Origin of the sequence: Bartonella sp. AA78NXGY (assembly GCF_042197005.1) — a bacterium.
Lineage (GTDB): Bacteria > Pseudomonadota > Alphaproteobacteria > Rhizobiales > Rhizobiaceae > Bartonella.
Genome location: NZ_JBHIRI010000005.1, coordinates 111,564 through 129,740, shown reverse-complemented (window position 1 = coordinate 129,740; position 18,177 = coordinate 111,564). Strand labels below are relative to the sequence as shown.

At 46.2% G+C, this 18,177-nt stretch carries 28 protein-coding genes; all 28 read right to left on the bottom strand.

Features of this window, described 5'->3' with window-relative positions; genetic code table 11:
• On the bottom strand, nucleotides 1-362 hold a 362-nt coding region (locus tag ACFINL_RS04615), incomplete at its 3' end, for a DUF4815 domain-containing protein (RefSeq protein WP_375650616.1).
• 1 nt (nucleotide 363) lies between these two features.
• On the bottom strand, nucleotides 364-1,470 hold the full coding sequence (locus ACFINL_RS04610; RefSeq protein ID WP_375650612.1) for a phage tail protein: 1,107 nt from the start codon (nucleotides 1,468-1,470) through the stop codon (nucleotides 364-366).
• Nucleotides 1,470-2,351 (bottom strand): baseplate J/gp47 family protein, encoded by an 882-nt coding sequence (locus ACFINL_RS04605; protein ID WP_375638668.1) that lies wholly within the window; start codon nucleotides 2,349-2,351, stop codon nucleotides 1,470-1,472. Before ACFINL_RS04605 ends, ACFINL_RS04610 begins: the two co-directional genes overlap by 1 nt.
• On the bottom strand, nucleotides 2,344-2,724 hold the full coding sequence (locus ACFINL_RS04600; RefSeq protein ID WP_375638670.1) for a GPW/gp25 family protein: 381 nt from the start codon (nucleotides 2,722-2,724) through the stop codon (nucleotides 2,344-2,346). The genes ACFINL_RS04605 and ACFINL_RS04600 overlap by 8 nt, the downstream gene beginning before the upstream one ends.
• Before the next feature lie 3 nt (nucleotides 2,725-2,727).
• Nucleotides 2,728-2,928 (bottom strand): hypothetical protein, encoded by a 201-nt coding sequence (locus ACFINL_RS04595; RefSeq protein WP_375650608.1) that lies wholly within the window; start codon nucleotides 2,926-2,928, stop codon nucleotides 2,728-2,730.
• A gap of 12 nt (nucleotides 2,929-2,940) precedes the next feature.
• Entirely contained in the window at nucleotides 2,941-3,534 is a 594-nt protein-coding gene (locus ACFINL_RS04590) for a baseplate assembly protein (protein ID WP_375650604.1), read from the bottom strand.
• Nucleotides 3,531-4,052, bottom strand: coding sequence for a hypothetical protein (locus ACFINL_RS04585; protein ID WP_375650601.1), 522 nt, complete (start codon nucleotides 4,050-4,052; stop codon nucleotides 3,531-3,533). Before ACFINL_RS04585 ends, ACFINL_RS04590 begins: the two co-directional genes overlap by 4 nt.
• Nucleotides 4,049-4,543 carry a phage virion morphogenesis protein gene (locus ACFINL_RS04580; RefSeq protein ID WP_375633726.1) on the bottom strand — a complete coding sequence of 165 codons (495 nt, stop codon included), beginning with the start codon at nucleotides 4,541-4,543 and terminating at the stop codon, nucleotides 4,049-4,051. The genes ACFINL_RS04585 and ACFINL_RS04580 overlap by 4 nt, the downstream gene beginning before the upstream one ends.
• 1 nt (nucleotide 4,544) lies before the next feature.
• Nucleotides 4,545-4,967: a gp436 family protein gene (locus tag ACFINL_RS04575; protein WP_375612327.1), complete on the bottom strand. Its 423-nt coding sequence runs from the start codon at nucleotides 4,965-4,967 to the stop codon at nucleotides 4,545-4,547.
• A gap of 15 nt (nucleotides 4,968-4,982) precedes the next feature.
• The gene (locus tag ACFINL_RS04570) at nucleotides 4,983-5,948 is read right to left on the bottom strand and encodes a capsid protein (protein WP_375650594.1); all 966 of its coding nucleotides are present in this window, start codon (nucleotides 5,946-5,948) and stop codon (nucleotides 4,983-4,985) included.
• 12 nt (nucleotides 5,949-5,960) lie between these two features.
• A complete protein-coding gene (locus tag ACFINL_RS04565) occupies nucleotides 5,961-6,302 on the bottom strand; it encodes a hypothetical protein (RefSeq protein ID WP_375650589.1) in 342 nt (113 codons plus the stop codon).
• Entirely contained in the window at nucleotides 6,299-7,327 is a 1,029-nt protein-coding gene (locus ACFINL_RS04560; RefSeq protein ID WP_375650585.1) for a phage protease, read from the bottom strand. The genes ACFINL_RS04565 and ACFINL_RS04560 overlap by 4 nt, the downstream gene beginning before the upstream one ends.
• 431 nt (nucleotides 7,328-7,758) lie before the next feature.
• Nucleotides 7,759-8,964, bottom strand: coding sequence for a phage minor head protein (locus tag ACFINL_RS04555; RefSeq protein WP_375650581.1), 1,206 nt, complete (start codon nucleotides 8,962-8,964; stop codon nucleotides 7,759-7,761).
• The gene (locus tag ACFINL_RS04550; protein WP_375650579.1) at nucleotides 8,957-10,537 is read right to left on the bottom strand and encodes a DUF935 domain-containing protein; all 1,581 of its coding nucleotides are present in this window, start codon (nucleotides 10,535-10,537) and stop codon (nucleotides 8,957-8,959) included. Before ACFINL_RS04550 ends, ACFINL_RS04555 begins: the two co-directional genes overlap by 8 nt.
• 12 nt (nucleotides 10,538-10,549) lie before the next feature.
• Nucleotides 10,550-12,172: a hypothetical protein gene (locus ACFINL_RS04545; RefSeq protein ID WP_375650577.1), complete on the bottom strand. Its 1,623-nt coding sequence runs from the start codon at nucleotides 12,170-12,172 to the stop codon at nucleotides 10,550-10,552.
• Nucleotides 12,165-12,746: a phage protein Gp27 family protein gene (locus ACFINL_RS04540; protein ID WP_375624034.1), complete on the bottom strand. Its 582-nt coding sequence runs from the start codon at nucleotides 12,744-12,746 to the stop codon at nucleotides 12,165-12,167. Before ACFINL_RS04540 ends, ACFINL_RS04545 begins: the two co-directional genes overlap by 8 nt.
• On the bottom strand, nucleotides 12,709-13,065 hold the full coding sequence (locus tag ACFINL_RS04535) for a hypothetical protein (protein WP_375612320.1): 357 nt from the start codon (nucleotides 13,063-13,065) through the stop codon (nucleotides 12,709-12,711). Before ACFINL_RS04535 ends, ACFINL_RS04540 begins: the two co-directional genes overlap by 38 nt.
• Complete coding sequence (locus tag ACFINL_RS04530; protein WP_375607966.1) at nucleotides 13,062-13,376, bottom strand: DUF2730 family protein; 315 nt, start codon at nucleotides 13,374-13,376, stop codon at nucleotides 13,062-13,064. Before ACFINL_RS04530 ends, ACFINL_RS04535 begins: the two co-directional genes overlap by 4 nt.
• A complete protein-coding gene (locus tag ACFINL_RS04525; RefSeq protein WP_375633720.1) occupies nucleotides 13,373-13,588 on the bottom strand; it encodes a hypothetical protein in 216 nt (71 codons plus the stop codon). Before ACFINL_RS04525 ends, ACFINL_RS04530 begins: the two co-directional genes overlap by 4 nt.
• Complete coding sequence (locus ACFINL_RS04520; RefSeq protein WP_375633719.1) at nucleotides 13,581-13,919, bottom strand: hypothetical protein; 339 nt, start codon at nucleotides 13,917-13,919, stop codon at nucleotides 13,581-13,583. The genes ACFINL_RS04525 and ACFINL_RS04520 overlap by 8 nt, the downstream gene beginning before the upstream one ends.
• On the bottom strand, nucleotides 13,912-14,199 hold the full coding sequence (locus tag ACFINL_RS04515) for a hypothetical protein (RefSeq protein WP_375612317.1): 288 nt from the start codon (nucleotides 14,197-14,199) through the stop codon (nucleotides 13,912-13,914). Before ACFINL_RS04515 ends, ACFINL_RS04520 begins: the two co-directional genes overlap by 8 nt.
• Entirely contained in the window at nucleotides 14,196-14,777 is a 582-nt protein-coding gene (locus ACFINL_RS04510) for a glycoside hydrolase family 19 protein (protein WP_375613744.1), read from the bottom strand. Before ACFINL_RS04510 ends, ACFINL_RS04515 begins: the two co-directional genes overlap by 4 nt.
• Nucleotides 14,778-14,864: 87 nt before the next feature.
• Nucleotides 14,865-15,272: a helix-turn-helix domain-containing protein gene (locus ACFINL_RS04505; protein WP_375650574.1), complete on the bottom strand. Its 408-nt coding sequence runs from the start codon at nucleotides 15,270-15,272 to the stop codon at nucleotides 14,865-14,867.
• 6 nt (nucleotides 15,273-15,278) lie between these two features.
• Nucleotides 15,279-15,896 (bottom strand): regulatory protein GemA, encoded by a 618-nt coding sequence (locus ACFINL_RS04500; protein ID WP_012231822.1) that lies wholly within the window; start codon nucleotides 15,894-15,896, stop codon nucleotides 15,279-15,281.
• A 10-nt stretch (nucleotides 15,897-15,906) separates the two neighbouring features.
• Entirely contained in the window at nucleotides 15,907-16,530 is a 624-nt protein-coding gene (locus ACFINL_RS04495) for a DUF3164 family protein (protein ID WP_375613741.1), read from the bottom strand.
• A 14-nt stretch (nucleotides 16,531-16,544) separates the two neighbouring features.
• Nucleotides 16,545-16,796, bottom strand: a complete 252-nt coding sequence (locus tag ACFINL_RS04490) for a hypothetical protein (protein ID WP_375650570.1) — start codon at nucleotides 16,794-16,796, stop codon at nucleotides 16,545-16,547.
• Nucleotides 16,793-17,062: a hypothetical protein gene (locus ACFINL_RS04485; RefSeq protein WP_375650566.1), complete on the bottom strand. Its 270-nt coding sequence runs from the start codon at nucleotides 17,060-17,062 to the stop codon at nucleotides 16,793-16,795. Before ACFINL_RS04485 ends, ACFINL_RS04490 begins: the two co-directional genes overlap by 4 nt.
• Nucleotides 17,059-18,090, bottom strand: coding sequence for an AAA family ATPase (locus ACFINL_RS04480; RefSeq protein ID WP_375650562.1), 1,032 nt, complete (start codon nucleotides 18,088-18,090; stop codon nucleotides 17,059-17,061). The genes ACFINL_RS04485 and ACFINL_RS04480 overlap by 4 nt, the downstream gene beginning before the upstream one ends.
• Between the last annotated feature and the right edge of the window lie 87 nt (nucleotides 18,091-18,177).

Below are 18,177 nucleotides of genomic sequence, written 5' to 3'. Positions count from 1 at the left end.
TCTTCGTGTGTTATCCATTTTTTTTGCAGCTTCACACCAATTTCCAAGCGCCCAATCATGGCAACATTGTTGAGTACAGCTGGTGCAACGGGAAAAATATCACCGGCAATATAAATCTTGCCATCCGTTAAAGTGACGGTCCTTGTGTCTTTGTTGACAAAAGCATCAGCCCGTTCAACGCGGTCTCCTTCTTTTGCAACAAGGCGCCCCAAGCGGTCATGCCGCCCCCTGATGATGGTTTGAACCTCATTCAATTCACCACTTTGAATAAAGGGACGCGTGCCATAAAAGACAACGCTTTGTTGTTCCTCTTTGCCGCGAGATCTGTCAATTGCAAAGGGTAAACCACTTTCATGCTTCATATTAAAACCTCAATAAAATCTTGAATTGTTCGCGAACATCGGCACGCAAAGGAATATTGATGGGTGTTTTGAGTATCTCTACACCACCATTCAGTTCATTGACGTCACACCAAAGCTTTCCAAGGGGGACATCTTGTTTGGGAATGCCGTGAACGAGAATAGAAACAAATGCTGCTTGTTTCCCATCAACATCGTGAAAGTCTGTGCGTGCTGCCAGAAAAAGCGCCGTGCCCATCGAGGAGGGCTGGAACCTGACGCCACAATGGCTGTACACACCATCCAAAGCTTGTTCGACAGGCGCTACAGCATAGCATCTGCGATACCCAATCACGCTATTTTGGCTGTCTCTTAACACGAGATAAAGCGTGCGGTTGCTAAACCACTCTGCCATGAGTATATCGCGTTCATGTTTTTTGACCGAACACCACGGAAAATTTGCCATATCCCATGGATAATCAATAAGGTCCCAGCTTAACTCTTCATCCCCATCATCTATCCAATTGCCAATAAGCCTGCCTTCTTCTCTTGTGAGCGTGTGATTGATTTCTGTTGTGCGTCCAAAGGAAAACAAAGTGTCCCCAGCTGTTAAACGAACACCGCTTTCATACTCCAACATGCTGTCATCAAGGCGTGACATATTGCATTCAACAGCTTGCACATCATAACCATAGGTCCCACGGCGAAAATCAGAGCGCAAACTTTTGGAAAGGTCGGTGATTGCTTCAATAGCTTCAAGGCTTTTGCGTTCAGGCAACTGATCAAAATCAAGTTGAAAGGAATTCCACCATGCTCGCCCCGTCCAGGCGGGTTGAAAGCGTGCCGAAATCCCTAGCCATTCAAGCCCCATCTCTATTGCCGCAAGGGAGCCGCGAATATTTTGCCATGCAAGACCCTGATCAATTAAATCATAAAGGTTAGAGAAATAAGGGTTTAATTCTTGTAAGCCATATTCGTCTATTAAAAAGGGCAACCAAGAAGGCGGACGCGTGATAAATTTCGCGCGAGGTATTTCTTCGAGTGCCATTTTAACGTGAGGGTCAAGAGCCATTGCTTCTGCAAAACAACGTTCAAACAAGCTCGAATTTGGGGGCAAAAGTGAGGAAAGCATCAATAAGCACGCCCCCGTTCAGACAAGACAATATCCCCTAGTGCGACGGCTTCATCCGGTGCGACCAAAATATCCTCACAAGGTTGCGTTATGTTCACATGGTGAACGCCCTCAACCATCAAGCGGCTTAGTATCCAACTTAAAGACAAATCACGCCCAAGCCTCCATGCACGCGCCCATTCTGCTCTTAAATTCTGCTCCGCTCTTTCCAAAACAAAGGAGCCTTCATCCGGTAACAACCAAAAATCAGCAGAAACATTGATCATCCGCTGTACCGCGCTTTTCACAAGGATGTGGTCATTGGTCATTTTAACATGGGGGGCATCAAGGGCTGCTTGCACCTTTGCAATTAAAGCCTCATCTGCCACCCCTGATGGGCTATCACTAAAAAGAGCCACATGAATAATCGGGCTTTTACCCTCACGATAAACAAAAGCATCTTTGACATGGATATCGCTTGAGAGGGCAAAATATTGATAACGTGGCGCTGTGCCCCCTGTGGAATGTCCTTGTCTATTCAAGCGAATGCGGCGGCGAAACCGCTCATCATCTTCATCCAAAAGGCGCGTGACCCCATGAAAATCCCCCAAATGATCTAAACTTGTTCCACGCGCAAATGTGAGTAAATTATCCCGCGCCACTTCATTAATTCGCTGGCGCAATAGAAACTCTTCATAAGCCGCCGCTTGCAATTGAATGACCACGGGATCATAAGCCGTCTTTTCCACATTATAAGGAATATGATGCGCTGCAAAAAGCTCAGTCAAACGCGTGATCTTTTGCTCTAAAATTGCTTCAACAGAAAGCTCTTCAATAATTTGTGGCAGAGGGAGTTGTGGAGGGGGAATCTGTGAAAAGGATAAAGGTTCAAACTCAGTCATCACCAACCTCTAAATTGATGCTCATTGGCTCTTTGTGTGACCAATCCCCCAAATGCCCATTGGGATAAAAAACACCCGTTAAAACAAAATGGAATGTGCCTTCACGCGTTGCTTTTGTCAGATCAATCCTCTGCAACGAGAACCCAGGCTCTCCACACTCTGGATCATCGAGTGCTTCAACAATTGCTTGATAAAGCTGCATCATCGTCGCAGGATCAGCATTGGCATCTTGGAATGCTCCAACATCACATCCATAATGACGACGCAAAACCCGTGTCCCAATTCTTGTCGTCAGACATTTACGAAGTGACTGTTGGCAATGTGCCCAACCATACAAGAGAGAGCCATCCTTTTCGCTCATCCCGCACCGCATGCTTTAAGCCCCTTTGCTTGTCTTTGTGGTAGAGACCGTTGGGGCCGCAGAAACAACAGGTGCTGGTTTTTCAGCGATCTGACCAAGCAGCAACGGATATTTAGCCGCTTCCTCACTTAAACAAATTTCCTCACCCTTGCCTGGTGAACGCTTGCCTGCAACAAAATCGGCATTGGTTAAAATAACATAAGTGTTCTCACGCATGATAAAACTCCTTTAAAGAGGGGAAGAGGTTGTGGAGGGACCCATTTTGACCCCACCGTGTTTGTGGCTTGCGCCAACAGATTTTTGATTATGCTGTAAATCTTCTGCTTGAATGTGCACACTGCCCGTTAATTCAACACGGGTTGATTGATGAGAAAGCACCAAACCTTGTGCACTCAAATGAATTTGATTTTCCCCATGAGAGAGAATAAGTTCATCTTTTGTCATCCGCAAAGCGCCACCGGCATAACACAGAGCAAGTTCTTGGAAAGAGCGTGCGGGATTAGGCGCATCCTCACTATAGCTATCGCGCACCACCAGAGAGGCAGAACCAATTTCGCCATGGGGGTTCAACAACCGCACCGAATCACCAACATGGAGGGGCATATTGCTTGAAAGAGCGCCAGAAGCTTCTTGCGCTTGCAACCAAGGCGATAAAACCGCTTGTCCATTAGAACCCTGTTCGCAAAGTTTCACCCGCACCCTATGACCATCAACTTGCACAACCCGCCCGATCATGTGCTGGTTGGCAAGACAGCGTTCAAGCGCATCAAGACGCTTCATTATTTGTCGAAAGGTATCACTCAACAAATGCGCATCATTCATGGCAACACCTCATCATCACATGAAATCAAACCACTTTTGAGTTGTCCTTCATCACAAAAAATATCCTGTCCCAACTGATGCAAATCTTGGTGCCATTCCACCACGCTTATCGATACACCACGCTGCTTAATCGCCGCAGAGATAATCGGTTCAATTTGCACATCACGCGGGGCACTCAAATGCGTTAGTCCCCACAATTGCCCGCTATGACAAAGCACCGCAATGGCTTCTGCTAAAAGCCAACTGGAAACATCACGCTCTTTACCTGTGGTAATAATAAAAGCCCCTAAATGAAGATCCGCACTCATGTGCCCACTTGCTACAGGATTCAAACGGCTTTCTAACACCGCAACCCGTATTGCTGGAGCCACCAGCATCTGTGTTTCAAGCTCTTCTAAGTTAAAACGTCCAAATTGACAGCCGCAATCACGCACATCCGGTAAAGCGCCTTTAAGGCTTCTTATCACCGCTTCACGAAACTGATTAATGCGCCCAGCATTTTTAATCGTTTGACTCATGCAAAGACCCTTTCCAGCCAGTCTTCTGTCGCTTTGACAATTTCCACTTTATTGTGCTCTGAAAGCCCCAAATAAGGGCGTGCGGGCATGGTCACTTGATGCACACAAACAAAGCGGTGTGCATTGCCGCTTTTAAGAAAAAAGCGCAGTGTCTTGCCATTTTTCGGGTGAATAACCCCACCTAATTGATGAATCCGCGCATAAACCAACCCAGAGCCCACAATCACCTGTTCTGGTGAAGCTTTCATATCAATGGAGCGTGAAAGCGCCCCACTGGCATAAAGAATGGAGGTGCGGGCATGATTGTTTTTCCACTTCTCTCCTTGAGCAGACATTTTTTCACTTTGAATCCGCCGCCTTGTGCTTTCTTGAATGAGACGCCCAACCCCTTGTGCCAAAGTCCCCATCGAGCGATCAGCGCCCTTTTGCAAAAAGGATAAAGCCGCTTCAAGCCCTGTCTCTTTAATCTCAATATGGGTTGCAACAGACATATTATCTTCCCATCAAACGCGGCTTGGCATGGAAGAAAGCCCCATCACGCACGGGACCATCTTCGCTCATAATTTTAGGTTCATCTATGCCTAAACCCGCTTTGCCTTCGGCAATACGTTTCAGCAAATCAACCGCCTGTTTGTAACGATCTTCAATAGTCGTGGTCAGTGCCGTATGGCGTATGGCTAAATTATAAACAGCAATATTGACACAGATCATACCCAGAGCCGCTGGCTGTCCAGCAATGGGGATTGAGTAGCGATGAGACAAATGCACATCAATCTCACCACTTGCCTGTTCGAGCGCGCGGGCAATGGCTTGCTCTGAAAAAACTGGATCAGAGTTCTCATCCATCCCACACAAATCATCCAAGAAGTCATCACCCCAGAGCTCTTCAATCAATGTTTTGCTTGCATAAGCCATGTTTAAAAGTTTCCCTTAGACAACTTCTTGCAACAAAACACCGGCATCTTTTGCGGCAACCAATTCACACACACGTTCCCCCACACGCACCCGTTTGCCGCCTGATAAGCCGATATCTGGATCTTGGATCACTCCAGACAAACGTTCGCCCAACTGGGCGCTAAAACCCCAACTGATCACCGAACCATCTGCCTGTTGTTTGGTAGGGTCAATATAAAGCAGTGCAATCTTATTGCCCCACACGCGTGCCAATTGTGCCGAACGCCCTTTACGTGCCAAATTCACTTGCGATTCACCAATGAGTAAACGATCGGGGTGTATTTCCATCAGATCAGCAAATTGCGCCTTGGTGACAAAACCATCAGCAGTGCCACCCCCTTTAACAGCTTTGATGATTTTGGGATGACGTTTGAGTTTTGACCAAACAACTTTGCCCATAACAATGGTGTTGGGCGTATAGACGAGACTTTTATCCATGGCCTCATCTAAAACAGCATAAGGATCAGATTTCTCATAATCGCTAAATTTATTCTCACCTTTAAGTGTTATCACCCGCTCTGGTGCATAATTTTCACTTCTTTGCACAAGCGTTGCAACACGCACTTCACGCCCCAATTCTAGCAAATTGGCAAGTCCCTCTACAGCTGTCTTTTCGGGGTTATAACGAGAGCGCTTTTCTGCTCGTGCGCGTGCCGCTGCTTCAATATCTGAATTGGGGATAAGATCATCAAGTCCGTAATCTTTGACACTGGCTTCCCGTTCAAAGGCAGAAAATTCCACCACATTCGGGCGCCCTTTCCGCCCTATCTCAAGCTCAGGCACGGTAAAATTTTCCGCTAAGGGAAATTCACTATATTTAAACACCTCACTTAAAACACAAACGCGTGGCAAAACTCTATCGCCAATAAGAGAACCTGCTGGATTGCGATAACCAATAGCAATAGCGGTGAGTGTTGGATCAATGGGAAAAGGTCTGTTCATTTTATGCCTCGATTAATTAATTTTAAAAGAAATAACATCACCAGCAGAACCATCACTCATGGCAATACCAATGGTGCGATCTGCGGCTTCCGCTTTAATGGCGTGTCCTTTGGGGTCAGAGGTCAAAAAATCACCAAAGGAAACATTGCCTCCACAAACCACTTCGCCCCAACCACATTGGCCAACATCAATCATCTCACCAGCCTTGGCAATCAATGACCCAGCAGTCCCTAATAATTTATCACCCTTACCAGAAGCCGTTGCCACCATTCCATCACCGCGCGCTGCAACAATGCAATAAGGTGAAATCACATCTATGGCGCGAAAAGATTTAATCAAAATCATCGTACTCATAATGGGCGCTCCTTTTGTTCGCAAATATAATCAACTGCTTGGCTAATGGTGATGTCGAAACCTTTTTGCTTCTGCTCTTCCTTATAATGGCGTGCCGCAACAGCAACCTCTTCTGGCGCAAGCTTTGGTTCTTGCTTGAGACAAGAGGTCTCCAAAGGACTCCTAGCGGCAAGCGCCGGCAACTTCTCGACCAAACTTTTAAAATGCTCCATCCCCCCTTCAAGGCTACAGAGCGCACGATATTCCTCGCGAGCAGCCGGCAAAATCTTGCCCTCTTCAATGGTCTTATCTAAAAGACTCTCAATGGCACTGTTTTTTTGCTCTTCTTGCAAAAGCGCTAAATCTTCTCGCGCTTTTATTAATTGGGCATTTAATTCCACGCGTTCCTTTTCGCGCGCTTTAAGCGTTGCTAAAACCTCATCCGCTTTAGCATCTTCTGCCAGCGATAGTGCACTGGCAATGGCTGTCAAATCCATCATTTTCTCCGTCAAAGTTATAGGGGAAGGCTGTTCACGGCTTAAAGCCGTCATGACAAGGGCTGGACGGTTCACCAAACCAGCACCTGCTAAATTCAAAATTTCACCTTTCTTGGAATGGCGAAACTCAGGCGAAAGATAGCGATATTCTCGGGCAACAATCTTTTTGCTAGCCATATCGGTCCATTTAACACGCCCCCAAATCGCACCATCCCGCTCTGCTAATTCTTCAATCCAGCCACTGGCAGGTGCTTCTAAACCATTTCTCGCACGGTGATGTTGCCCATGCTCATAATCAATCACAAGCGGTCCTTTATTGGCTGCAAAGGCTTTTAAAATAGTTTGCGGGTTATAATGCCATTGTCGTCCATCACGTGCCTTTACATGGGGCGCTTTGGGCAAAAGCTCTACCCATTCAGGCGCTTGGCTAACGGTGGCGTCTTCACATGAAATGTCTTGGCATAAAACGTCTGGACAGAGATCTATTAACGCAGCATGAAATGTTTCTGCATCCCCATCTTTTTGATCTTCGTGAAATTCCTGTTCCATACATTGCCTATTGCTTTACAATTGTCATTGGCAATACAATGCATGAAACTTACTCCCACCATAAGTCTGACACTGTCAGTCAAAAGAGCATTTCTCAAAAAGCACTCTTTTCCCTATTCTTCTCCTTGTGAGAGAAACCCCCGTGCCAAACCATCCCATAAAATCGTTTTCAAAGGCACTTCAAAGGCGATAGAGCGCCGTTGTGAAGTTAGAGGTACAATTTATCGTCTTATACAAAAAAAGCCTCTCTCAAGCCGTTTTTTTAAAGATTGCTTTTGAACGTTGAAACTGTTAGATTACCCGCGAGGCGTGAGCCAGTTATACCAGGACGGTTTTACCGGATCTGCGAGGAGTTGACCGCCCTCCACGCCTTCTCATTTTCCTCGCCTCTTTTCCATTAAGAACAAAAGACTTTCTTCCTGTTGTTCTCTTTACAACAACCTCTCGCCCTTTTTTTCAGCCGCATCCAATAAGCGTCCAATTTCTCTAGAGCTTTTTTTATGCATGGAGGTCAACCACCATTCTTGTTTGCTTGCCACGAATTTAACTGCTAAGCGCCACCATACCCCATCATTTTCACCCAAAAACACAACGCTCGGTACACCTTTTCGCCTGATAATGCCATGGGGTTTTATGAAGGTTTGAATGGCGCCCCGAAAATCATCCAAGCGAAGATCACGCGCTTGATGCTCTAACAAAATATGTTTCACACTGTCTGCGGATAAGCGAATAAGAGAATTTTCCGCTGCAAAAACATCACCCACCTTTTGTGGTATCGGTGCAATGGGTATAAACCCGCGAGGCATCCGTCCTTCAAACATGGCTTCCAAAAGTGGTGAACCCACAATATCTTCAATGGCAATGCGTTTGTCATTGTCCCCCATCACAGAGACTTTATCACTCAAAAAACGGCTTAAATTTTGCGCGCGATGTTTCCCAGGATTAGAATGCCAACCAGGATCAATCCCCTTTGGTATCTTCTCAATTTTCCCCGTTCGCTTATTGTGCCAAACCTGCTTTTCAACATGAAGTGGCTCTGCCCCCTCTTCATAGCCTAAATCTTCTGCTTCATAACGGCTTACCTGTCGCACACTGCATTTACACCGCCAACCATTGGGCGGATAAAGCCAATCCCAAACCGGATCATCAACAGGTGCCGTAAACCCCACCCAACTTTCATGTTCTAAACGCTTATGTTCTGAACTCGACAAAGCATAGGTGAGATAGGGCAAAAATTCTTTATTATTTTGTGTGCGCTCCCACTCACCTGCTGCATGCGCACTCATGGTATTGGCCCAATAGACCGTTTCTAAACGCCGTGGGCTGCCCAATTGCACCACGCTCTTTTCACCAGTTTTGGGGTCAATGCTGGTCTTTTTACCCCACCAACCCTTTTCCTGTAAAATCGGCATCAAATTTTTTTGAAAATCTTGAAAAGGAACTTGATGCTTTATGGCTTCTCCAACCGCTCGCTTAAAATCCTCCAAAATATCATAGCCTAGCGATTTTGCCACCGTAAAGGAAAAAGCATGTTCTTCTGGTGCTATATCACGCCAATCAAAGCTTGGAACAAGTGCCTTGGCTTCAAAATAACGGGTGACCTCTTTAGGGGCGGTTTTAAAAAGTTCCTCATCCATGATACCCAAGCCCACGTGCAATCATTTGTACTTTTGCCAAGCGCGCTGCTAATGCGTGATGATCCATCTCACCTAGCAATTCATCTAAGCCTTTAAGGATATCCTCATAACTTTTTGCTTCTCTCACAAGCTTTTTAAAAGGCTCTAAAAGGGGTTCTAAGTCCTCTTCCCAGTCGCTTAAAGCTTCTTGTGAAAGTCGGTCCAATTCGTCGTGATGTTTCCCACCCTGCTCTTTTGCACCCTTGTCCTCTCTTGTCACAGAAACATCAAAAACACCTCCACAATCAGCACAAACATGAGCCTTTTCTCCCCTCTCATCATCAAGCGCATTATCAGGAGCCTTTAAAACATCCTCTTCCTTTTTTGGTTGCGAAAAACCAATCTTATTGCGCACTTCTTGCGCCCCAACACGCAAACCCAAGGGCACAAGTTTTTCCAGTGCATCACTAATCGCTTTAATATCTTCATTTTCCGAAATCGGCCAATAGACAAGGGGGGCGCGCTCTTGGCGTCCAAAATTAATCTCAACAAAAGGCACAATCAAATCACGATTAGCCGTTAAAGCTAATTGGCGTGCATCAGCTCTGGCAATATCATGGCGCACATTTTCATGAATGCGCGCTTGCGAAAAGGACGAACCATCATCCGTCGTCATGGTTTGCCCCAACACACCTTTAGAAATTTGTCGATCTAAATATTCCGCCTTAGAAGCAAACACCGCATTGCCACTGCCCCCTGCCGCTTCAATAAATTCAATCTCCATTTCTTTGGGAATAATTGCTGCCGCATCACTGGATAAATCACGTACAGCTTGAATGAGAACCCGCCGTTCCTCATGAGAAGAACTTGCCCCATATTTACCCACACGCAAAGGCATGCCATAAACTTCTAAAAATGCCATCCAATCTTTCAGTGTATAAGACTTGAAGAGAAATGCCCAAGCCGCAAGCCGCGCAAGCCCCGTGCGGATAGGCAAACCGCTTTTTAACTTTGGGCGATGAATAGAAAATTTATAAGCAGGCAATTCACTTCCATGCAAAGAGCCCTCTTCTTTTAAACGCAAATGAAAACCATCCCGCCGATCCAATTGAAAAAACCGCTGGTCACGCCATTTCCAAGCAACCGGCCACCATTCCTTGGCACTCTTGTCCCACAAGGTTTCTACAATCGCATAGCCTTTTCCCAAAGCATCCAATAAATCCGTCACATAATCATCAACAAAGGTAGGCGCACTAATCACTTCCCGCACCGCATCTGCTATCTTTTTGTCCTGTGCACTATTGCTTGCGGCAATCACTCCAGGCTCCACCCCTGTGAGAGCATTTTTACGCATGCCAAGCACAGCACGATAATGCAAATCACGCTCTTCCATATCATCGGCAAGTTGGAAAAACTGCTCTGGATGACCCTCTGCTGCCTGTTGTAAAATATCAGCAAGTTGCGCAGGGGTGAGACCACTGACAATGGTTTGTGACCACACATCACGAATACCATTAACGGTAGGGCTTGCAACTTCTCGCTCCAACCCTTTGATATTAAGCGCCCTGCCCCACTGATCTAAAAGTTTTACCATCTCATCATCCCATCAATAAATCTTTGATCGCATTGTTGAAAAAAAAGGCGTTGAAAAGAGCGAGCTTTCATCAAAACGATAAGCCTCTCTCACAGGAGTATAATCATAAATTTCAGGAGTTTGGCGGCTGGCAAAATAAGCCAAAGCGCAAGCAATCGCGCTATCACCATGACGCATAAAACCATCACTGCCTTTAAAACGATGATTGTCTGGAATCTTCACAATGCCATTGACATAAGCAAGCGCTTGATGATCGGCAACAATGTCACTATCGCGCGGCAAAACAATCGTCCCATCCCCAAAAGCTTCTAAATAAGCCGGCATTTCCTTGCCATACCAACTTTGTGACAAGGGCACTTCCTTCACACAAGCCCCATAACGCTGCGCCGCTTTTTCGGCTAAATAAGCCCCATTGCCCCGCGCATCTAACGCGCCGCCCATCAAACGCGGCAAACCATTCACCCCATAAAATAAAATCTCTCTTTGTTGATCAAACGGCGTATTGCGCAATTCCACCATAAACCGTACACGGCGCACCAAATCTTGTCCCACCTCCATCACCACAATCGATGTCGCATCGCCACTCCGCGCAAAATCAACACCAAAAACATGTTGGCGCCGCCGGTCAAGCCCAGCATGAAGAGGTTTTATATGCTTCTCACACCAAGCAAAAGCAGCAACACTTCGTTGATGTTCCGATTGATTTTTAAAATCATCCACACAAGCAAAACGCAACAATGCAATGTCAGGCGCGCAACAATTTTCAATCTGCAAACGTGTTAAAGCCGCCCCTTCTTGATCGGCTGGTATGGCATCTAATTCTTGGCGCATCGCAGCCAAACGCACCCCATAAGAGGCACGAATTTGCTCTTCCCATTGTTGCTCAGATGCTAAACTCCACACCTCCCCCTTCATGGCACAAACCCGTTTAAACAAGCCATTTTTAACAGCAACACCAAAGGGGTAACAATGCACCGAAAAAGGCACTTTGCCTGCTCGTGCTTCACGGATCAATTCATTGAAAGGATTGAGCACACCATTATGGGTGGAGATCACACGGATCTTGCCTCCCCAAATGAGCAAAGCATTGACAGCATCCAAAACAGCGCGCACATCTTGATGAAACGCCGCCTCGTCAATCACCACAATGCCCTGTAGTCCGCGAATATTTTCAGGGCGGCTAGAAAGCGCCTCAATCCGAAACCCCGAAGCAAAACGCACCCGATAAGCAGAGATATATTTCGTTGAACCATCCGCCCTTTGATCAGAGAATAAAAATTCCTCAACATCCCCACTATGGCTCGTAATTGCCGAAGCAAAATGGCTCACATAGCCAATAAATTCCCGCCCCTTGTCTTTGGTGTCACCAATATAAAAAACATTATCGCCCCTCGCTTCACGTGCCGCCGCTGCAATCAGTGTATCATCCAAAGCTTCTGCAAAAGTAATGCCGGTCCGCCGCCCCTTTTCCACCAATTTTAATGGGGACTTATCTTCAATCCATGCCCGTTGATGCGCCATCAAAACGCCTTCCGCTAAGGGATCACTCTCTTTGGGAAAAGTACTTTTCCGCCAAATATCAAAACCACCTTGATGATCAAAGACATGACTTTTTGAAAAGGGCTGTTCAGCCATGTTTTACCCCCAACACCTGCGCACGAATAGCTCGCGCTGTTTCTTCTGAGAGCCCCGCCGCCGCTGCTGCTGCGTCAACCGCTTTGCTTGCTTTGCTGGTAAAATCTTTTTCCAACTTTTGCCGTCTGGTGGTCGACAAATGTTCAGCCGCCAACACGCCTTTAAGCGCATTGGCCAATTCTTGTGCTGCCTTTGGCGAAAGGTTTTTCCCACTGCTCAACGTGGAAAAAATCAACTCCTTAATCGCTGCCGCCGTCAAAAGAGTGATATTATCAGAAGCTTTAGCATCAAAGCGCTGCGAGAGGCTTGCTGCAATTTCTCTTGTCTGTTCTAGGCGCCGTGACATCACGGCTAGCCGCAAAGAATACCGATTAAAACTGGAAAAGGAGGGTATAGAAAAGCTTAAACCCATTTCTTTTTTTAAAGCCTTCAAAGCTGCTTTAAATTCATCATAAATGGCTTTTTGCGTCTTCTCACGCCCATTTAAAGCCTCAGCAGCAGCAGCAATAATTTGATCACAAGCTTGCGGCAATAAATCAATCGCCGTTAAACGTCCACGCCCGACCTTGCGCATCCTTCACCTCGTCTTTTATTGATGAACGTTTAGGCCGCTTAATCCCCTCAATGGAAAAGCTTCGGTCTAAATGACGCGCTCCCCGTTCTGTTAATGCCGCAAGAAAAACCGAACCCACACATTTTAACGTAACAGCACCTTGATCTTCCATCCATGCCAGTTCATTATGCACAAAATCGCGATCGCGTCTGATGCCATAACTGTATAAAAGCCGCTCAATCATCGCACTCGATAAAGTTTCACTGCGCTCACAAGCAAGCCCTTTTAAAATAATCAACCGCGCTTCTTCACGGATGATTTTATCCATATCTGCTTTCATTTCTTGGCATTCTCCAACAAAAACTCTTGCAAGCGCTCACCAATGGCTGCCACCGGTTGTAATTGTGCAGAAAGCGTGTTGAGACGACCATTCAATTTCTCCATATTCACTTCCAATCTTTGCAGCGCATCACGATCAGGCAAAAAGTCCATCTCTGTTTCTAACTTTTGCACACGCTCTTTAAGCGCCGTGATATCTTTCAGCATTTCCCGCGCACCGGAAGAAAAATAGGCTCTCAAAACCCCACAAATCGCAATAACCGATAACAATAAAGACAACCAGCCATTGGCAACACTGATATCCAAATTCACTTAAAAGTCCCCTCTCTTTTGCCTAAAATCGCCCGCTCCGCAGCTTTTCTACGCTGTTCACAAATCAATAAAGCAGCACGATCACGGCTCCAATAATGCACCACTTCGCGCGCATTCAAAGCACGCTCTGGCAATAAAGCTGGGCGGGCACACGCCATGCGAACAACAGGCGGCAATTCAACCGATAAAAAATGATAAGAAAGGCTACCCACCGGCTTGTGTGTTGAGCAAGCGCACACGCTCAAGCCCAATGCCACCGCCAGTAACCGGCAACTTCCCATTGACTTCCTCCATTTTTGTAAGCTTTTGTTCCAAAGCCGAAATCACCCCTTGCGCTTGATGCTCAGCTTCCAACGCTGCTTGTCTTTGTCGCTCTTGTACAAGCAGTGCACGTGCTGAAGCCTTGGCAATCTCCAACTGCCAATACAAATCACGCGCCTTTTCCGCCTTTAAAATTTGCGCTTTCATAAAGCCAAAAGCCGCCAACATCACACTGACCAAAAAAAGCAGACCAAAAGACAGTTTTGAAAGTGGGCTAAACATTGCTTTTATCTCCCCACCTCGTTATCTCCACCCCATCATAGGAGCTGCTATGCCGCTTATGGGAATGTTTCCTATTAGAAAAATCCAACGAGCCAAAGCCACGATGCACCCCCAGATTGCCAACAATAATCGCCACCATCGAAGGAATAGAAATGCTCGCCATATCAACAATATGCGGAGCCCCCCACAAACCACCAGAAACAAGCAAAAAAATAACCCCCCAAGCAAACCAAAAAGACCACCATAAATAGAGCCTAGAACCACGATAAGAGGGCTTCATGCCTTTACCTCGCCTCCAAGTCCCAAAAGCTTTTTGGCGCGGTTCAAATAAATCAAACGTTGCACAAGTCCATTTCTTCCCCCATTGATCGCCTTGGTAATCCCTAGATAATCATCTTGATCAGCCAGCCTATTCAAGCCTTTCATTTGCCAAAACCAAACAGCAGACCAAAGCGCTGCTGGAAACTTTTCCAGCTCTTGCGGAAATGCCTCACAATCAACCGCTTGTTCATCGACTAGGCGCCAAAACTTCGTAAAACGACGATAATTATTGCGCCCCGTCAACTGGATCAAACCACGCCCCTTGAAGTGCACCCCATCCCCAGGGTTGACATTGCCTAAATCACGCCGCCCCTCATAAGCGCGCCCTGAGGCATATTCACAAACAGTAAAAAAGCCATCACTCTCATGGGCACATTGGCTTAAAAAATGTGCAATACGCAACGGTGTTGTGAGTGCCCCATAAGATAAAGCTTTAGGCAACACGCGTGCCATTTCAACAATAATAAAATCTTGGCGCGCATGATGCGCCAATTTAGGCGCAAGGCGATGAAGAAAAGAAGCATCTATTGAAACCATAACAAACCACTCAATGAATAAAAATTCATTCGCAGTTTATCGGATTTCAAACCCCCAATATAAGCCTGACACTGTCAGTCAAAACTCTCAATACTCATAAAACTCTGAAAATAACGAACCTTGTGGTTCTTGCAAAGAAATTTTCTTCTTCAAGCGATAGGCTGTGCGCACATGCATACCAGAAACAGCAGCTGCAGCATCAACCGACCAGCCTTTTTGCAACGCTTGCATCATTTTTTGCCGCCGTTCAGCATCTCTGCCAAGGGGGATAAGAAGGCGCACACCCGAACCATTAAAACAAAAATGGTTGATGAGTTGCTGCGCCTCTTCAAACCCAACAATTTCAATCAACCAATCCGCACTCTCAAGACGCCCGGGGATATAAACTTCTCGTCCACCAAAAGCCCGCATCATATTCCATGCTGCTTCACTGCCCGCAACATCAGCTATTTCACGCAATAAGGCAGGAAAATCGCTATAGATTTCCTCTTGCATACATGCTTACCCCTCGCTTTTAACACCTTTACGGATTTTCCGCCCCCAAACATTCATAACTTCTCTAAAGTCGCCCCCACTCATCTCACCCAAAGCTTTACCACTTAACGCCATAACACTTTGATGAAAAGCCCCAAGCTCAAACATAGCATCGGGATTCAAACACTTCCATTGGGCACACAAAATGGAAATGCTTGGTTTCTTCCTCCATGAATCTTCGCGGTTTTTTCCTCTCCAGTCAACCCCACCCTCCCGCTGCAACCAACCTTTCAACGCCTCAATGGCTCTGCATGCATCATCGCTATCGCGTAAAAAACGAATATGATCAATCCCTGTCTGTCTTTTCACAAAGGCAAGCAACGCCTTATCTGAACGATCACGAATAATGCCAAGATTCCACCCAGCAATCCAGAGCGCCTGGAGCTTCTTAGCATATTTCCCCTCTAAACGCTTCCCATTCGGCTTAAAACCAAACGCTTTCATTTCAGCGATAACCAAGTGCTTTTCTGAAAAATTCAAATCTTTCGCCGATTGCTTGCCTGTCAAGCGATAGAGCAGTGCGCGATAGGTCTCATCATCAAGACCTAACGCGCGTTTTCCCATATGAAGGACAGCTAAAGACATCTCTCCCCCCTCATGTCTTCGCCAGATCAATGGTCACAGCACGCCAAGCGCTTTCTAATGTATCGCGTTCATAAAAACGCACATATTCCTTAGATGTCGTCACACGGATCGCTTCACGAATGGCACGCATCGCCTCTTTCCAGCGTGGATCATCAATATCCAAACGCAACAGCATAAAGATCTCGCCCCGATTCACCTTGCCTTCTTTATCCGTATTAAAAGCACGCGTAATAATCGCACGGATTTCAGGGCGTGCATCCGCAGACCATTCATTCAAACACTCATCAAGAAGGCTTTTGGCAATTTGCAATTGCGGTCCAAAATCAACACTTTCCTGAACTTGCACCTTAATACGTTGCAAACCATCAAAGCTTGTGTAAGTACAATTGCCCTTTTTGCCACGCCGCTCCACACCATATTCTTGCGCAAGCAAGCTATCAAAATCACTCAAATCCGCAATCGTATGGTTGTTAAAACGTGCAATCCTTGCCGATAATTCTTTCGCAAAACCCATAATTTTGCGCACCGTTTCATCCTCTAACAAATCCGCAGGGCGGATCAAACTTACCGGCACCAAAGCCCCTTTTGCATCCTTCATATAACGCGTACCTTCAAGTTCAATTTGTGGATTCATCACCAACTTCCTCCTTATGTTTTTTGAAAACGACGAAATGGCACAACATCCCCTGAAGAAGGCGCACATCCCGCTTTCAATTGCCAACGACACCGCATAAGCTCATGACTTAAAACGTGGTTATAGCCTGCCAAACGACGCAAATACTCATTCAATTCTCGAACATCTTGTCCATGCATAAAAATGCCATTCACCTCATACTGTAAAAAGGCAGAGCGCAAAGCAATCAAGCTATCTCTTACCATATAAGGGTTACGTTCCATCATTTGCTTCCTCCAAAATCCATATAAATCACACGATTGCTCTTATCTTCATCTCGATCAGAGCTGTCACACTCAGCCAAAACTTCTGAAACTTGGCCTTCCAAAACCGCATCCGCTTCCCCCAAACGGTGAACACTCAACTCCAATTCAAGCAATAACGCCAAATCAACACACAATTTAAGCTGTTCTCCAATATCAAAACCGCATTGATAATCATCATAAAGACCAACAAGCGTATCGGATAATTCTTTGTCGCATAAAGAGATCATGCCAATTCCTCCACGTCACGGTTTTTCCATGCCGCTTTGACATGTTTCAAAGTCACCTCACACCCATCTCCAAGCGCTGCCATGCGTGCCAACATCATGGTTTTGTCAATTTGCCGCAAAGCTCCAGCCTTTAAGCCTATCCCTGTCAAAAACTTTATCGCACCAACATCTTCAATCCCCCAATCATGAATGCGCGCTGCAATATCCTCACTATAGGGCTTGCGCCGTTTCAGATGCATCGCCAATCGGCTTTTAATTTGCGCATAAGAGGGACCATTTTGACGATGAACCAACCGTCCAGAGATTTCATCATTGCCAACCAAAGCCAACCCCGTACCATTGATATCAACAAAGTGGCGCAACTGATTAATCGCTTCATCCGTTAAATTTTGCGCCTCATCAACAATCAACAATGTTCCGCCACCAACACGCTCTAACTTTTTGCCAATCGCACGCGTTAAGCGGGTGGGATTATATTCCACCACTTCCAATTCTGCTGCCATATCATTCAAAATACCGTGAACACTGCGCGTATGCGGGCTGGCTGTCACCAGATAAACATGCGGGCGGGTCGCGCGGTAATGACGGCAAGTTTCGGTCTTACCACTGCCCGCATCAAGCGTAATCATCACCATATCCCCCGTACTTTGTGCCAGTGTTAAAGTATCAATAATCTCACTGGCAATTCGATTCCTCTGAAAGGCTGGTTTTTCAGGGATCTTCTCCAAAAACCCCGCCGTTTCCTTTAAAACCTCAACCCATTGTTGAACCTTTGCATTTTGCTTCCCCAACTGTCCCGCATAACTGCCCGCATACCATTGCGAAAACGTCCCATCCGGCATGCCTATGCGCCGCGCCACCTCTGCTTTCGACCAATCATTCATTTGCCCCAAAGCTCTCACTGCATCCACAAGCTCATTCCATAAAGCAATGTCATCACTGTTGCGGTTTTGTGCTGTTCCATTGGGCTGGATTTTAGGTCGCGCCCAAGGATTTTTATCGACCGTTGCATTTATCGCGTTTTTCATGTATATTCCCCTCTCGTATTGATTTTAGACTGTTGATAAGGGGAAGGGCTCCCACCCGCCCCTTATCTTTTATCTTTAGAATGAACA

What these genes read in the sequence shown, in the direction of transcription:
- ACFINL_RS04610 (WP_375650612.1), bottom strand. Translation starts at nt 1,470, where the DNA reads ATGCTTTCCTCACTTTTGCCCCCAAATTCGAGCTTGTTTGAACGTTGT.
- ACFINL_RS04605 (WP_375638668.1), bottom strand. Translation starts at nt 2,351, where the DNA reads ATGACTGAGTTTGAACCTTTATCCTTTTCACAGATTCCCCCTCCACAA.
- ACFINL_RS04600 (WP_375638670.1), bottom strand. Translation starts at nt 2,724, where the DNA reads ATGCGGTGCGGGATGAGCGAAAAGGATGGCTCTCTCTTGTATGGTTGG.
- ACFINL_RS04595 (WP_375650608.1), bottom strand. Translation starts at nt 2,928, where the DNA reads ATGCGTGAGAACACTTATGTTATTTTAACCAATGCCGATTTTGTTGCA.
- ACFINL_RS04590 (WP_375650604.1), bottom strand. Translation starts at nt 3,534, where the DNA reads ATGAATGATGCGCATTTGTTGAGTGATACCTTTCGACAAATAATGAAG.
- ACFINL_RS04585 (WP_375650601.1), bottom strand. Translation starts at nt 4,052, where the DNA reads ATGAGTCAAACGATTAAAAATGCTGGGCGCATTAATCAGTTTCGTGAA.
- ACFINL_RS04580 (WP_375633726.1), bottom strand. Translation starts at nt 4,543, where the DNA reads ATGTCTGTTGCAACCCATATTGAGATTAAAGAGACAGGGCTTGAAGCG.
- ACFINL_RS04575 (WP_375612327.1), bottom strand. Translation starts at nt 4,967, where the DNA reads ATGGCTTATGCAAGCAAAACATTGATTGAAGAGCTCTGGGGTGATGAC.
- ACFINL_RS04570 (WP_375650594.1), bottom strand. Translation starts at nt 5,948, where the DNA reads ATGAACAGACCTTTTCCCATTGATCCAACACTCACCGCTATTGCTATT.
- ACFINL_RS04565 (WP_375650589.1), bottom strand. Translation starts at nt 6,302, where the DNA reads ATGAGTACGATGATTTTGATTAAATCTTTTCGCGCCATAGATGTGATT.
- ACFINL_RS04560 (WP_375650585.1), bottom strand. Translation starts at nt 7,327, where the DNA reads ATGGAACAGGAATTTCACGAAGATCAAAAAGATGGGGATGCAGAAACA.
- ACFINL_RS04555 (WP_375650581.1), bottom strand. Translation starts at nt 8,964, where the DNA reads ATGGATGAGGAACTTTTTAAAACCGCCCCTAAAGAGGTCACCCGTTAT.
- ACFINL_RS04550 (WP_375650579.1), bottom strand. Translation starts at nt 10,537, where the DNA reads ATGGTAAAACTTTTAGATCAGTGGGGCAGGGCGCTTAATATCAAAGGG.
- ACFINL_RS04545 (WP_375650577.1), bottom strand. Translation starts at nt 12,172, where the DNA reads ATGGCTGAACAGCCCTTTTCAAAAAGTCATGTCTTTGATCATCAAGGT.
- ACFINL_RS04540 (WP_375624034.1), bottom strand. Translation starts at nt 12,746, where the DNA reads ATGCGCAAGGTCGGGCGTGGACGTTTAACGGCGATTGATTTATTGCCG.
- ACFINL_RS04535 (WP_375612320.1), bottom strand. Translation starts at nt 13,065, where the DNA reads ATGAAAGCAGATATGGATAAAATCATCCGTGAAGAAGCGCGGTTGATT.
- ACFINL_RS04520 (WP_375633719.1), bottom strand. Translation starts at nt 13,919, where the DNA reads ATGTTTAGCCCACTTTCAAAACTGTCTTTTGGTCTGCTTTTTTTGGTC.
- ACFINL_RS04515 (WP_375612317.1), bottom strand. Translation starts at nt 14,199, where the DNA reads ATGAAGCCCTCTTATCGTGGTTCTAGGCTCTATTTATGGTGGTCTTTT.
- ACFINL_RS04510 (WP_375613744.1), bottom strand. Translation starts at nt 14,777, where the DNA reads ATGGTTTCAATAGATGCTTCTTTTCTTCATCGCCTTGCGCCTAAATTG.
- ACFINL_RS04505 (WP_375650574.1), bottom strand. Translation starts at nt 15,272, where the DNA reads ATGCAAGAGGAAATCTATAGCGATTTTCCTGCCTTATTGCGTGAAATA.
- ACFINL_RS04500 (WP_012231822.1), bottom strand. Translation starts at nt 15,896, where the DNA reads ATGTCTTTAGCTGTCCTTCATATGGGAAAACGCGCGTTAGGTCTTGAT.
- ACFINL_RS04495 (WP_375613741.1), bottom strand. Translation starts at nt 16,530, where the DNA reads ATGAATCCACAAATTGAACTTGAAGGTACGCGTTATATGAAGGATGCA.
- ACFINL_RS04490 (WP_375650570.1), bottom strand. Translation starts at nt 16,796, where the DNA reads ATGATGGAACGTAACCCTTATATGGTAAGAGATAGCTTGATTGCTTTG.
- ACFINL_RS04485 (WP_375650566.1), bottom strand. Translation starts at nt 17,062, where the DNA reads ATGATCTCTTTATGCGACAAAGAATTATCCGATACGCTTGTTGGTCTT.
- ACFINL_RS04480 (WP_375650562.1), bottom strand. Translation starts at nt 18,090, where the DNA reads ATGAAAAACGCGATAAATGCAACGGTCGATAAAAATCCTTGGGCGCGA.